This window comes from Gemmatimonadota bacterium (assembly GCA_016704275.1).
Taxonomy (GTDB): Bacteria; Gemmatimonadota; Gemmatimonadetes; order Gemmatimonadales; family GWC2-71-9; genus Palsa-1233.
This window is the reverse complement of the sequence record JADJAK010000002.1, coordinates 258,167-271,602: the sequence shown is the minus strand read 5'-3', so window position 1 is coordinate 271,602 and position 13,436 is coordinate 258,167. Positions and strand designations below refer to the sequence as shown.

The 13,436-nt window shown below is 68.9% G+C and carries 12 protein-coding genes, 1 tRNA gene and 1 pseudogene; 6 read left to right on the top strand and 8 right to left on the bottom strand.

Features of this window, described 5'->3' with window-relative positions:
• Positions 1–19: 19 nt before the first annotated feature.
• The 3 genes and pseudogenes from IPG05_05000 to motA form a co-directional block, all read right to left on the bottom strand.
• The gene (locus IPG05_05000; GenBank protein MBK6494441.1) at positions 20–1,195 is read right to left on the bottom strand and encodes a hypothetical protein; all 1,176 of its coding nucleotides are present in this window, start codon (positions 1,193–1,195) and stop codon (positions 20–22) included.
• Positions 1,192–1,962 (bottom strand): annotated as a pseudogene (locus tag IPG05_04995) (OmpA family protein). Before IPG05_04995 ends, IPG05_05000 begins: the two are co-directional and overlap by 4 nt.
• A 62-nt stretch (positions 1,963–2,024) precedes the next feature.
• Positions 2,025–2,894, bottom strand: coding sequence for a flagellar motor stator protein MotA (motA, locus tag IPG05_04990; GenBank protein ID MBK6494440.1), 870 nt, complete (start codon positions 2,892–2,894; stop codon positions 2,025–2,027).
• 145 nt (positions 2,895–3,039) lie between these two features.
• Between motA and IPG05_04985 the strand changes: the two genes are divergently transcribed.
• The 3 genes from IPG05_04985 (at position 3,040) to IPG05_04975 (ending at position 6,262) form a co-directional block, all read left to right on the top strand.
• Positions 3,040–4,560 (top strand): AMP-binding protein, encoded by a 1,521-nt coding sequence (locus IPG05_04985; GenBank protein MBK6494439.1) that lies wholly within the window; start codon positions 3,040–3,042, stop codon positions 4,558–4,560.
• A 71-nt stretch (positions 4,561–4,631) separates the two neighbouring features.
• Positions 4,632–4,705, top strand: a tRNA-Ile gene (locus IPG05_04980).
• Between the two features lie 1,122 nt (positions 4,706–5,827).
• Positions 5,828–6,262, top strand: coding sequence for a DUF2911 domain-containing protein (locus tag IPG05_04975; protein MBK6494438.1), 435 nt, complete (start codon positions 5,828–5,830; stop codon positions 6,260–6,262).
• A gap of 107 nt (positions 6,263–6,369) precedes the next feature.
• On the opposite strand, the gene IPG05_04970 is transcribed toward IPG05_04975, so the two are convergent.
• Together IPG05_04970 and IPG05_04965 are read right to left on the bottom strand one after the other, a co-directional pair.
• Positions 6,370–6,555, bottom strand: coding sequence for a helix-turn-helix transcriptional regulator (locus IPG05_04970; protein ID MBK6494437.1), 186 nt, complete (start codon positions 6,553–6,555; stop codon positions 6,370–6,372).
• Between the two features lie 326 nt (positions 6,556–6,881).
• A complete protein-coding gene (locus IPG05_04965) occupies positions 6,882–7,055 on the bottom strand; it encodes a hypothetical protein (GenBank protein MBK6494436.1) in 174 nt (57 codons plus the stop codon).
• 116 nt (positions 7,056–7,171) lie between these two features.
• On the opposite strand from IPG05_04965, the gene IPG05_04960 reads away from it, so the two are divergent.
• Genes IPG05_04960 through IPG05_04950 form a run of 3 tightly spaced genes read left to right on the top strand, consistent with a single transcriptional unit; the run spans position 7,172 to position 9,116 of the window.
• Positions 7,172–8,011 (top strand): sugar phosphate isomerase/epimerase, encoded by an 840-nt coding sequence (locus tag IPG05_04960; protein MBK6494435.1) that lies wholly within the window; start codon positions 7,172–7,174, stop codon positions 8,009–8,011.
• Positions 8,008–8,469, top strand: coding sequence for a hypothetical protein (locus tag IPG05_04955; protein ID MBK6494434.1), 462 nt, complete (start codon positions 8,008–8,010; stop codon positions 8,467–8,469). Before IPG05_04960 ends, IPG05_04955 begins: the two co-directional genes overlap by 4 nt.
• Before the next feature lie 2 nt (positions 8,470–8,471).
• Positions 8,472–9,116: a hypothetical protein gene (locus tag IPG05_04950; GenBank protein ID MBK6494433.1), complete on the top strand. Its 645-nt coding sequence runs from the start codon at positions 8,472–8,474 to the stop codon at positions 9,114–9,116.
• Positions 9,117–9,149: 33 nt separating this feature from the next.
• On the opposite strand, the gene IPG05_04945 is transcribed toward IPG05_04950, so the two are convergent.
• Genes IPG05_04945 through IPG05_04935 form a run of 3 tightly spaced genes read right to left on the bottom strand, consistent with a single transcriptional unit; the run spans position 9,150 to position 13,424 of the window.
• Positions 9,150–10,166 carry a flippase-like domain-containing protein gene (locus IPG05_04945; GenBank protein ID MBK6494432.1) on the bottom strand — a complete coding sequence of 339 codons (1,017 nt, stop codon included), beginning with the start codon at positions 10,164–10,166 and terminating at the stop codon, positions 9,150–9,152.
• Positions 10,163–11,113, bottom strand: a complete 951-nt coding sequence (locus IPG05_04940; GenBank protein ID MBK6494431.1) for a phosphatase PAP2 family protein — start codon at positions 11,111–11,113, stop codon at positions 10,163–10,165. Before IPG05_04940 ends, IPG05_04945 begins: the two co-directional genes overlap by 4 nt.
• A gap of 52 nt (positions 11,114–11,165) precedes the next feature.
• The gene (locus tag IPG05_04935) at positions 11,166–13,424 is read right to left on the bottom strand and encodes a hypothetical protein (GenBank protein MBK6494430.1); all 2,259 of its coding nucleotides are present in this window, start codon (positions 13,422–13,424) and stop codon (positions 11,166–11,168) included.
• Positions 13,425–13,436 lie beyond the last annotated feature (12 nt).

Genomic DNA, 13,436 nt, shown 5'->3' with positions numbered 1-13,436 from the left:
GGCCATGCCCACCCCGGAGTCAACCGGTGGTGGGTCGGATCGGAACGCCGTGCACGATCGGGTCGGAGAGGTGCCGTCGACGGATCAGGTCGAGGGTGGCCTGGTTCAGCACCGAGCCGGCTGACAAGAGCTTGACCCCCGAGGCGGTGTGCAGGTCCGCGGCGAGAATCATCCCCTCGCGGAGCCGTGCCGGCGGCACCAGCTCCTGGTGACGGAGCCAGTTCGGGTCCATCTCAGTGGAGACGAGCACCTCCATCGCCGCCAGCACAGCCGGGTCGTACCAGGTGCCGGCGTGCTGCCCCAGCATCGACAGGGCAACGGCCAGCCGGCCCTTCCCGTTGCCCGGCACCCGGTCCGCTGCCGCCAGCAGGTCGTGCGCCCCCCGGAGAATCCGGGAGCGCATGGGAATCTGGCCTTGTTGCAGGTCCGTTGGGGCGCCGGAGCCGTCCCAGTTGGCTCCCATCCCCTCCAGCAGCATGGCCGCATCCGCCAAGGCTGGAATCTCGCCCAACATCGCCGAACCCGCGAGGGTCACCTCCGAAGGGAGGCCGTAACCGGAGCCGAGGGAGGGGACGCGCTGGTCCCGGATGCGCCCCAGTTCGTGCAGCCGGGCGGCGAACTCCATGGGAATGAGGAGGTCCGAGGGGACCTCGATCGCGTTGGCAACCGCCGTCGCCGCGTGCACCAACGCCTCCCCGCGCGCCCTCGCGCCCGGGATGGAGGCGTCGAGCGTGGTCGCCAGGAGCGCCACGAGGCGGCGAATGCTGTCGTCGGGCCCCGAGATCCGGCTGCTCCGGCTCCGCTCCGCGGCCCGGCGCTCCATCAGCACCATCAGGGCGCCGGCCACGTCGACGGGATCGGCGGGCCAGGTGAGGATCGCGTCCACCCCTTCCCGCCAGGCGGCGATCCGGATCGTGGCGGCGTCCTGTTCGGCGAGCAGTACCGTCGCGGGGTCCTGGCGCTGCTCCTCGCCGTGGAGGGTCCGGAGCAGGACGAGCCCCTCGAGGTCGGGCGGCTGATGCACCCCGACCACCGCGTCGACCGGCATGGTGGCGAGGGTATCGAGCGCGGCATCCAGCGTCCGGACCCGCACCACCTTCACCCCACCGAGTCGGTTCAGGTCCGCCGCGAGCACATCCGTTCCTGCCGGGCGCGCCTCGACCAGGAGGACCGTGCGCGCCGGGGCGCGGCTCATCGCGGAACTCTCGGGGGCGACGGCGGGAAGCGGGTCGGATCCTGCTTCGGCGGAAGCGAATCGGCGGCGGGCACGGTCAACTTGACCTCGATGGTGACTCGGCGATTCTGCGGGGCGAGCGGGTCGGTGGCGACGCGGAGGGACCGATCGGCCAATCCGCGAACGGCCAGGATCTGGCCATCGCTCAGTCCCCCGCCGACCAGGAGTCGACGCACCGCGTTGGCGCGATCGGCGCTGAGCTCCCAATTACTATAGCCGCTTCCGTCGCCATAGGGGCGGGCGTCGGTGTGGCCCTCGATCACGATCGGGAACTTGGCGCGGCCCAGCATGCCGCCAAGGGCCCGGAAGATCGGCTCGGCGAGGCCCCGCGGGGTCGGGGAGCCGGTGGCGAAGAAGACGCCGGTCGAGTCTTCGAGCAAGGAGATCCGCAGCCCCTCATCGGTCATCTCGATCACCAGGTTCTGCTTCATCTCCCCGGTCATCATCGAATCGCCGATGCTGGCCTGGAGTTGCTTGCTCAGCGCGAGCAGGTCGGCACGCTGGCCCATGCTCGACTGGATCTGGATCGGGTTGGTGGACGGGACGAGCGGCTGGCCGGCACCCGGGATCATCGAGGTGCCGAACTGGTCGCCGCGGCCGAGCGGATCCTGAAAGTAGCCCGCGATCGCGCTGCGGACTTCCGAGCTCTGCGTGATCAGCCAGAGCACCAGGAAGAGCGCCATCATCGCGGTCATGAAGTCGGCGAAGGCCACCTTCCAGGCACCACCGTGGTGCCCGCCGTGTTTGTTGACCTTGCGGACGATGCGGATGACCGTTTCGCGGTCACTCTTCACGCCGCCTTCTCCTGCCGCGTGGCCTTGCACGCCGCTTCCATCTCGGCGAAGGTGGGCCGCGTGTCCGCCGTGATGGCCTTCCGCGCAAATTCGGAGGCGATGATCGGCGGCAAGTTCTTCGCGAACGCCACGATCCCCGCCTTCAGCACCAGGAAGATCCGGTGCGACTCCCCGTTCTGGGTCTCCACCGCCGTGGCGATCGGTGCCACGAAGCCGTACGAGAGCAGAATGCCGAGGAAGGTGCCGACGAGCGCCGAGGCGACGTGGTGGCCGATCTCCTCGATCGGGCCGGCGATCGCCTGCATCGTCACGACGATGCCGAGCACGGCGGCGACGATGCCGATGCCGGGGAGGGCGTCGGCCACGCGGGTCAGGGCGGCCACGGTCTTGGCGTCCTCGTCGTGGTGCACTTCGATCTCGGCTTCGAGCATCGCCTCGAGGTCGTAGGCCGGCACCGAGCCGGCGAGGACCGTCCGCAGCGCGTCGCAGAGGAACTCGACGGCGTGGTGATCGTTGGAGATCGAGGGATACTTCTTGAAGACGCTGCTCTCCTCGGGGCGCTCGATGTGCGACTCGATCGCGATCAAGCCGTCCCGACGGGCCAGCTGGAAGAGCTCGAAGAGGAGGCGCAGGACGTCGAGGTACCCCTCCTTCGAGGGGGCGGCGCCGGTGAAGACCCTGGGGATCTTCTTTGTCAGGTGGCCGAGGACGGACTTCGGGGTGGAGATCAGGACGGTGCCGACCGCGGTGCCGACGATCACCACCCACTCGGACCAGGCCAGGAGGACGGCGAACGGGCCATGGGCCATCGCGAAGCCGCCGAGGACCGAGCCGAGAACCACGATGATGCCCAGAATTGCAAACACGCCCGTCGATCTCCCGATGATGGTGACTCGTCTGTTATCGGTCGGGCCGGGCGCCAGCATTACCGGGCCACCTCTGGCGGCTGGGCCCGCTTCTGTTAGACTCGGAGCGGTTCCCCTGACCTCCAGCGACCCTTTCGGACGGGCCATGCTCCTTCACCACCGCTTCCTGCGCACCGCCAAGGTGTACGCCGGCAAGACGGCCATCATCGACCGTGCCACCGGCACCCGCCTGACCTACGAGCGGGCGCTGATCGCGGCGCTCATCCTCTCGGAGAAGTTCTCGGACGGCGAGGAGGGCTTCCTCGGCATCATGCTGCCGACGTCGGCGGGGTGCGTGCTCTCGATCCTGGGGAGTCTGCTGGCCGGCCGGACGCCGGTGATGATCAACTACTCCACCGGGGCGGCCGCGAACTGCGTCTACGCGCAGAAGAAGTGTGCCTTCAAGACGGTGATCACGTCGCGGGCATTGCTGGAGAAGATCAACTGTCCGACACTGCCGGGGATGGTCTTCATCGAGGACCTGATGGCCGGCATCTCGGGGGTGGACAAGGCACTCGCCGCGTTCCGCGCCAAGCTCCCGCTCGCGCTGCTGCTCAGGACGGTGCACGGCGGTGACCTCGACGAAATGGCCGTGATGCTCTTTACCAGCGGCAGTGAGCGCGACCCCAAGGCGGTCCCCCTCACGCACCGGAATATCAACGCCAATCTCGAGGCGATCTCCTCCCTCCTCGCCGTCAGTTCCGCCGACATCTTCCTCGCCAACCTCCCCCTCTTCCACGTCTTCGGCCTCACCACCAATCTCTGGCTGCCGTTCTTCCACGGCATGACGGTGGTCACGTATGCCAACCCGCTCGAGTTCAAGACGATCTGCGAGATCATCCGCTCGGAGCAGGTCACCTTCGTGGTCGGGACGCCGATCTTCATGTGGGGCTATCTGCGGAAGTCGGAGCCGGGCGACTTCGCCTCCTGCCGGATCATGCTGACGGGGGCGGACAAGACGCCGGACACGCTGCGGCAGGAGTTCAAGCAGAAGCACAACCTCGAACTGCTCGAGGGCTACGGCTGCACCGAGACGTCGCCGGTCATCTCGTTCAACTTCCACGGCGCCAACCGGCCGGGCAGCGTGGGGCGGCCGTTGCCGAACGTCCGCGTGCGGCTGGAGCATTACGAGACCGGCCAGCCGTGCGAGGTGGGAGAGATCGGCAAGATCCTGGTGCAAGGCGAGAGCGTGATGCAGGGGTACTTCGACGACTTCGAGGCGACCACGCTCAGCATGCGGAATGGCTGGTACGACACCGGCGACATGGGGTACCAGGACGCCGATGGCTACCTCTGGCACGTGGGGCGGCTCAAGCGCTTCGTGAAGATCGGCGGCGAGATGGTCTCGCTGATCCGGGTCGAGAACGTCCTGGAGCGCTTCCTCCCCGAGGGGGTGGCCTGCTGCGTGGTCGAGGTGCCGGACGGGGTCCGTGGGGCGCGGATCGTGGCGGCGGTCTCCCAGCCGGTCGATCAGGGCGCGCTCCTGAAGCAGCTGGCGACGGAGCTGCCGAACATCGCGATGCCGAGGGACTTCGTGGTGATCGAGGAGTTGCCGACGATGGGGAGCGGGAAGATCGACTTCCGGCGGACCACGGAACTGGTCCGGGACATCGTCCAGGCGGGGTAGGGAAGGGTCCGACTGGGGTCCCGACCGGTTGACCCACGGGGCCGGGACGGCTAATCTTGGCGGCTCTACTGGGGCTTGTAGCTCAGGTGGTTAGAGCGCACGCCTGATAAGCGTGAGGTCGGAGGTTCAACTCCTCCCAAGCCCATTGATTGGCCACCCCCGAGACTCCGGTTTCGGGGGTGGTTTGGCGTTCTGGGGTGCCCTACGGCGTTAGGCGCCAATTGTCCACCGCGGTGGTCGCGTCGCGGCGCATCGCCCCGTGCTGGTGAACCCCGTTTCCGCGCACACCTGGTTGCCGTGGGCGGGCCGGGGGAGCGGTGCCCTCGACCAGGCGCGCGCGAACGCGCCACGGCCCCGCCGCCCGGCCGCGACCAGGCCGCCCCCCCGCCCGAACCCGACTGGCGAAGGCGCAGGGCCTGAAGCCGACAGGGTCCCCGCCGAAGGAGCCGCCCCCGCTGGGCGGTGAAGGCCAGCCGAGGTCGGCTGCACCACCGTTCATCACCACGCCGGCCTGCAGGGCCAGCAGGTCGAGTCCCGAGATGCAGGCGCCATCCCGGCGTCGGCAAGGTGCCCCCCCGCCGCCCCTCGCCCGACGCTGAACTCCGCCCGGGGTGCGCGCCACCGCGCCGCGGCCCGCAAGCGTCGGCGGATGGGTCAGAACCCTCCTGTGATGATCCCCGGCCGTCCGCGCCCAGGGACGCAAGGGACAGGAGTGGTCAGTGGTCGAGGCGCCCGCGCTGCGCATCATTCGCGCCCCCAACTCGCGGAACCCCGCGCCCGCCCCCGCCCCCGTCCGCCGGCAACGACACCATGCAGGCGAACGATTTTCCGTCGGGGCACCCCCGGGGCACCGTGGTCACCGCCCGACGCGAATCATCCGGTGGCAAGCCGACCTCGACGCGCGAGGCGGATTCGCACGCTATGAAGCATCGACCACCGGAGCCGATGGGCTACCGATCGCCGACGTCCCCGCACAGGTCGTGATGACGTGGCTCGGCGACTCGCTCATCCGTGAGCTGGTGACCAAGGGGGAGCGGTCGGAACAGCGCCTCGCGGTGCCTTCCGGCACGGTCCCCCGCCCCGTACCTGGGCGTCGTTCCTTCTTGGAGTGGGGCTTCCGGCAGGCCAAGCATCGGTGCCCGATTCCACCCCCGGTCATCCCAGCTGACCTCCATCGCCCGCCCGCCCCGCCTTCTGGCAGGCGGACCGACTTGCCAGGGACACCGGCGCCCGCGGGCTGCGCCCCACCACGCAGGGAATCGGGGCGATGTCGCCGCGTGACACCGTCGCGGAAACCATCGGAACGCTTGGCATCACGATCGACTACAGTCGGCCAGCGCGCCGTGGACGCACCATTTGGGGCGACGTCGTGCCCTTCGACCGCGTCTGGCGTCTCGGCGCCGACATGGCCACGCAGATCACGCTCTCGGCCGATGCGATGGTCGGTGGCACGTTCGTCCCGGCGGGTCGCTACTCCCTCTGGATGCTGCCGCAGCAGGCGGGCAGCTCGATGCTGGTGATCAACAAGCAGGCCCAGATATTCGGAACACAGTACAACGCCAAGGAGGACTTGGTGCGCGTTCCGCTGACTCGCGCACCTCTTGCGACCCAGGTGGAGCGGCTGACGCTGGCGATCGACAGCGCCCGGTTGGTGATCCGGTGGGGCGATCTTGAGTGGTCCGTGCCAATCGCCCCGAAGTAGCGGGACGCCCGGAGTCATCCGTGCGGTGGCTCTTCATCCGCTCGCGCGCGAACTGGACGCCCGCCCTGTTCGAGGGGGTCCGCCCGGTTTGCTCATCCGTGATTCCATCAACTCCCCGGCTGGCACTGGAGTGCCGCACAAATTGCCTCCAGCGTCGAGAAGCGAATCGCGCGCGCCTTGCCGGTCTTCAAGATCGACAGATTCGGGACGGTGATGCCGATCTCCTCGGCCAGGTCGGTCAGCGTCATCCGCCGCGCGTGCAACAACTCGTCGAGCCGAATGAGAATTGCCATCTCACACAGTCCCGTCGAGCTCGTCGCGCATCCGGGTCCCCTCGGTGAAGACCTGTGCGAGGACGGAGAGAGCAGGATCGCGATCCACGGCAAGAGGACGCCGGGTATGCAGCGGCTGCGGCACCAGCCGCGCGGTCACCCACGGCCGCAGGTTGAGCCCCCGTCCCGTGGCCCCCGATGCCGAGTTTCGGTGACGAAGGGGTCCCTCGCCCACCGTCGCGACGATCATCGCAGCTGGGTCAACACGCGATGGGCCCCGGCGATCCCGGAGCGCCACAGGAAGGCCAGCGCTTGGCGACGCCCGCCCAACCCGAACCCGCTCCATATCATTGGGCCGGCAACGAGACCCACCGCCAGCACCAGGACGAAGCCGCGATCTGATTGAGCGCCACCAGCGCGGCCAGCAGCCGGGCGCAAGCGAGATCGAAGACGGTGACCTTCGCGGCATTGATCCTCCGGGGCAGGGCCAGAACGAGGTAGCGATAAACGATATGGTTCATATCGATAAACGGCAAGTGGCCCGTCTCGGCCGTCACCCTCGGTCTGGCGATCGTTCGCTGTCCAGTCCACCGCCCTCGCTCTTCCGGCCCCGCCTCCGTCGCCCTACCTTCGACGCATGCAACGACGCGACTTCCTCGCCACGGCCTCCGCTGCCATCGCCGGCGCCGCCCTGGCCCGCCCCGCCTCCGCCTCCCTCCCGCTCCGGCGGGTCGGCCTCGAGCTCTACAGCGTCCGCACCGCGATGCGGAAGGACCCCGAGGGCACCCTCAAGGCCGTCGGCGCGATGGGCTACGACGACGTCGAGCTGCTCTGGTCGTTCAAGAACTTCGACCGCACGCGCGAACAGGTGAAGGCGTCGCTTGCCGCATCCGGTCTCAAGGCCCCGTCGGCGCACATCGCCCCAGAGATCCTGCTGAAGGATTGGGACAAGAGCCTCGACGACGCGCACTACCTCGGGCACCAGTACCTGATCGTCCCGTCGCTGCCGATCGACAAGACCAAGCCGCTCGATTCGTGGCGCCAGTGGGCCGATCACTTCAACACCGCCGGCGCGGCCGCGCGCCGCGCCGGGATCTGGCTCGCCTTCCACAACGAGCCCGACCACCAGAAGCCGATCGACGGCGTCATTCCGTACGACGTCTTCCTCGAGCGCACCGATCCGTCGGTGGTCCGCCTGCAGCTCGACACCGGCAACATGACGATGGGTGGCGGCGATCCGATGCGTTATCTCAAGCAGCACACCGCGCGCTACTGGAGCTTCCACATCAAGGACGTGGTCGCCGACCGCTCGAGCGACACCGAGCTTGGGCTCGGCACCGTGGACCTGAAGGCGTTCCTCGCGGCCGTCCCGCAGCTCGACCAGAAGCCGGTCATCGTCGAGCAGGAGGGCGGGCCCGATCCGCTCGCCAGCGCCAAGCGCAACCTGGCCCACATCCGGAGCATCGCGCCACGATGAATGCGGCCGGCATCGAACGCTGGCGGTCGCTCCTCCTGGTGGTGCTCGTCGTCGGCGTCCTCGGCATCCTCGCCGAGCTGCTGCTCCTCGGGCACGATCAGGACGCACTGCAGTTTGTCCCGCTTGGCATCGGTACGGCGTATCTGCTCGCATTTGCCTGGTACGGTTCGGCGCGATCCCGCGGTGCAGTGCTCGCGGTGCGCGTCGTCTCCGGGTTGGCGTGCGTGAGTGCGGCGGTGGGGATCTTCCTCCACTACCGCGCCAACGTCGAGTGGGAACTCGAAACCACGCCGACCATGCATGGCATGGAGCTGTTCCGCGAGGCCGTCACCGGCTCGTTGCCGCTGCTGGCCCCCGGCGCCATGTTGCAGATCGGTTTGCTGGGCTTGCTCTGGTCACATCGTCACCCTGCGCTCGCCGTCACGGCGGGCAGTCGCACCCTTCCCATGGAGTCTTGACCATGTCGTTCACGCTTCGCCGATTCGCCCCGCTCGCGCTGTTGCTGCTGGCCACGACGCCCCTCGCGGCGCAGGTCGGCAAGAACCTCGGCGCGCTGAATCCGAACCTCGCCACCGCCGAGCAGCTGGCGACGGTTCCGGGGATGACGCCCGCGATCATCGAGGCCGTGGTGGCCGGCCGTCCGTATCTCACGATGACCGCGCTCGATGCGGCGCTCGCCAAGAGCTTCACCGTGGCACAGCGGAAGGCGCTCTACCCGAAGCTCTTTCTCGAGGTGAATCTCAACACCGCGACCGATGCCGAGTTCAACCTGATTCCCGGCATGGGCCCGAAGATGCTGAAGGAATTCAACGAGTACCGCCCGTACGCGTCGCTCGCGGTGTGGCGCAAGGAGATCGGCAAGTACGTCGACGCCGCCGAGGTCGCGCGCTTCGAGCAGTACGTCTTCGTCCCGGTCGAGCTGAACACGGCGACCGACGAGGACATTCTCTCGATTCCGGGCGCCGGTCGGCGGATGGTGCGGGAGTTCAAGGAGTATCGCCCCTGGAAGAACGAGGCGCAGTTCCAGAAGGAGATCGGCAAGTACGTCGATGCGAAGGAAGTCGCGCGCCTCTGGCGCTACGTGACGATCGCGCCGGCGAAGTAACTCGCCACTGCGGTACCCAACGCCCCCGGTCGCCTACGCGGCCGGGGGCGTGGTGTGTCCCGCCCGTGCCTCGGCGGCGGCCGCGCGGCCACCGGGGCCGGCGAGCGCCAGCCCGAGCGCGCACCAGACGATCTCGCGCAGCCGCGTCATCACCGCCGCGATCAACCCGAGTGACGCCGGCACCCCGGCCAGCCCGAAGAAGTAGTAGAGCGATCCCTCGCGCGATCCCATCTCCCACGGCAGCAGGAAGAAGAGATTGACCGCGAGCGCCGACAGGCCCGAAATCATCACCGCGGGCGTGATACCCAGCGGAGTGCCGACGGCGTATGCCACCAGCAGCAGCTCCCCCATCGCCACCCAGCGCGAGAGGTAGTCCACCGCGATCGCCGCGCCGAGGCGCCCCGGCCGTTCGGCGTGGAGCGTGGTGATCTGCGCGTCCACGGCGACGAGCGCCTCCTCCTGCTTGGTCAGCCAGGCCGACAACCGTCCGAGCCGCCGGCGGGCGATCCACCCTGCGAGCCGCGCGACGAAACCGTGCCGGTGCCCCGAGCGCACCACGCCGAGTGCCGCCAGGATGACGCCCCCCATCGCGAGCAGCACCCACCAGATGCGGCCGTGCACGCCCGGCAACGTCAGCGCGGCGATGATCGCTGTCAGCCACATCAGCAGCGACGAGAGCGCGTGCAGCATGGCGTACTGCAGCACGCTGCCGGCCGCCTTGCGGCCGCCAAGCCACGGTGTGAGCGCCGCCATCCGGTATGGCTCGCCGCCGGCATTGACCACGGGGGTGAGGAAATTGATCGCGAAGCCGACGACGGAAATCCGGAAGATGCTGAAGAACGGCGGGGCGCCCGGCTCGTGCGCGAGGGTGATGTACCAGGCCACCGCGTTGAGGCCATACACAACGGCGTGCAGGGCGACGATCGGGACGGCGAACCAACCGACCGTACGCGCGCCCTCCGCGAGCGTATCGACACCGACTTCACGAATCAGCAGCGCGAGGACCGCCGCGCCCACGAGAAAGGCGACGAGGCGGAGCGTGCGGCTCATGCGCGCGCGGCGTGCGCCGGGATGAGGCGGGCAGCCATGGTGGTCGCGAAGACGGCGATGATCAACCCGGCGACGGCGTCCACCGCGTAGTGCACCTGGAAGTACACCACGCCCACGAGGATGCCGAGCGCGAACGGCAGCAGCACCATGCCGAGCGGACGCCAGTTGCGAAAGGCGAGGAGCACGGCGGCCATCGAGGCGGCGACGTGACTCGACGGAAACGCCGATCCCCACGAATCGCCGCCATCGATCAGGTCACGCACCAGGCGCGACGGCAGGGCGGTGTGGGCGCCGTCGGTCGGCCAGCCCCAGAGGTAGGTCGGCCCCGCCACCGGGAAGAGCAGGAAGACGAGGTAGCAGGTGAAGAAGGCGAGCGAGATCCCGAAGATCGTCTGCCGGGCGCGGATGATGTGGCCGCGCCACCAGAGGACGGCCGGGGCGGCGATCACCAACGGAAAGAAGCCGAGGTAGGCCAGCGAGAGCGGCCAGGAGAATGCCGCCTGCGTCTGGCTCCGGCTCCAGTCATGGGCGAGCTGGCGCCCGAAGGTGGCCAGCTCGAGGCGCTGAATCACGGCGTCGTGCGAGAGGCCCGCCGCCTGCCGCGGCCCATTCACCAGATCGACCGACGCATAGACCGCCACCAGCACCACCAGCGGATACCACTCCGCCAGGAAGCAGTGCTCGGCGCAGGCCTCGTTGCGTGCCTGCGCGGCAAGGAAGACCAGCACCACCAGGAGTGCGTGGGCCAGCAGTAGCCAGGCCAACTCGCCGGACGAGACCCGCATCGTGTCGGCCCCGATGGACTGGAGCGAGACGACGAGGAAGGAACTCGCCGTGTAGAGGATCGTCAGGATGTCGAGTGGGGCGAGGGTGCGCACCAACTCGGTCGGGCGGCGGGGCAACGACATCGTCGTCCGGTGATCGGGTTGGTAGGCGGCCAGTGCCACGGCGCCCTCCACCGAAAGATGGGGGGCCGGGCCCGGCAATGCCACGGGGACGCTACTTCTTCAGGAGTGGGACGAGGGGATCGCGGATGGAGTTCCAGAGGAACTGGGGGAGGGTCTCCCGCGGGGTCCAGCGGTGGTCGATGGTGCCATCACGGGGCGGCTCCTTCTTCCCCGCCACGTTGTCGTCCCGGACCATGAAGGCATTGGCCACGAACTTCCCCACGGCCCGCTTGAGGCCCCCGAAGATGCCGGTGTTCTTTCGGTCCAGTCCGGGGAGCTCGATTCCGAGATTGGTCCACCGCGGCGTGATGCGCCCGCGAGCACGTCCGCTGGCCACCGTGGCGTCGAAGCTGATCCCCTCGATCCGCCCACGGGTGAACTTCACACCGGCACCATCGGAGGCGAACGGATTCAGCGCCGCCGCGTCCATCGCGCCGAGGCGGCCGCGATAGCGCATGGTGAATTGATCGGCGAGCAGCGGCATCTCGAGTTCGAAGTGAAAGGGGGCCACGCCCATGAGGCGGGCGTCGGCGGTGAGGCGGAACGGCGTGCTGTCCTGCATCCGCGCCGGGTCGTTGGAGAAATTGATCAGTGTGGCGCGCAGCGATCGGAAGGCGATCACGCCCGGTGCTGGGGCCGACACCGCGTGTTCGCGGTACCGTGCCTCGCCGGCAAGGGTAAGCGTGTCGGCGCCGAACGGGAGCCCGAGGTCGCGGAGGGCTTGTTGCGGATACCGATGACTCGTCCGCTTGCCACGCTCCACCGGCATGCGCTTGTCGGTGAGGATGTCGAGCTCGACGCCGGTGGCGTCGCCGCGACGGATCCGGAACGCACCATCCTGCAAGTAGGCCGGAAAGTCCACGCCGGCGATCGCCACGCGTGCCGCCGAGAGCACCATCCGATCGGTGCGGAAGCGATGGCGCCGGCGAAACGCGGCGTCGTTGCCGTCGGGTCCGACGCGGAGTGAATCGACCCGTGCCGTGCCGGCCACGACGCTGAGTCGCAGCGCCCCGACCTGCAGCTGATTCTCGCCCTGCCGACGCGTGAGGTGGTCGGCTTCCACCGTGATCCGTCCGACCGGGAACGCGGTGCTCCAGCTGGTGGAGTCGTCGAAGTGCGCGCCTTGCACCGCGAGGCGCTCGAGCACGGTGACCGTGCTGTCCTGTCGATTCGTGGCGCCCTCGATGAGCGTGAAGCCCAGCACGCTGAGGGTGTCGAGTCGCATGTCGCGCCCGAGCGCGCGCAACAGCGAGCCGACGGTGCGCTGCGTCAGGGGCGTCGAGACCGGGGGCGCGGCGGTCTTCTTGGTGGCGGCGGCGCTCGGCTTCGGGGCCGCGCCCGGCGGCGGGAAGCGCAGCAGCGCGCGCTCCACCGCCAGCCGGCTCACGCCGACGTCCCCCGTGGTCAGGAAGCTGCGCCAGTCGACGCCGCGCAACTGCAGGTGTCCGACCTCGAGCGCCTGGAAGCCGAGCGAGTCACCCAGCGAACCGATGATCGGCTCGTACACCAGCCCATCGAGTTGGAAGGTCCCGCGGCCGAGCGACGCCGACATCGAGTCGAGCGAGAGGCGGGTCGCCGCTTCGCGATTGCCCTCGAAGCCGACCAACCGCAATGAGACGTCGCGCGAGAGCAGCGGCCCGCGCTCCTCGATCGGTTGCTTCGGGTCGTAGTGGAGCGAGTCGAGTCGCACCGCGAAGCGATCAAGCGAGAGCACCGTGCGCCGCCGATTCCGCCCGGAGAGCCCGAGCGCGATCGACACCTGCGGGAAGGCGATGGTATCCACGCTGATGGAGGGCACCTCGCGCGGCAGGTCGAGGTTGTCGCGCAGCGAGAGGAAGACGCCGGGGCGGATCGGGACGGGGGCCGCGCCCGGCTTCGGTGCCGGCACCTCGCCCTCCAGATGCACGCTGTCACAGCCCGCACTGCGCAGGTGGAGGCCGCGCCGCGCCGCCAACCGATCGAGGTCGATCCCTTCGAGATCACACCCCAGGAAGCGGAGGGTGACGGTCGGGAGCGGCGTCGGGCGGCGCGCGTTGGCCGCGACGTCCGTCACCAGCGTGATGGTGTCGATCGCCACGCGGTGTCGGGCCTTGTCCACGACGATGGTCGACGCGTGCAGTCGATAGACGCCGTCGGAAAGGCGGGAGACCTCACGCTCGGCCCAGCGTCGGACCTTCGGGTCGATGATCGCCACCGCACGACCACTGATCGCCCAGCGTTGGCTGTACGCCAGCACGCCGAGCGCCACGACGGTGACCACGGCCACGGCGATGAGGAGGATTCGACGCCGACGAGGGGAGAGGGAAGCCATATCCGAAACGTG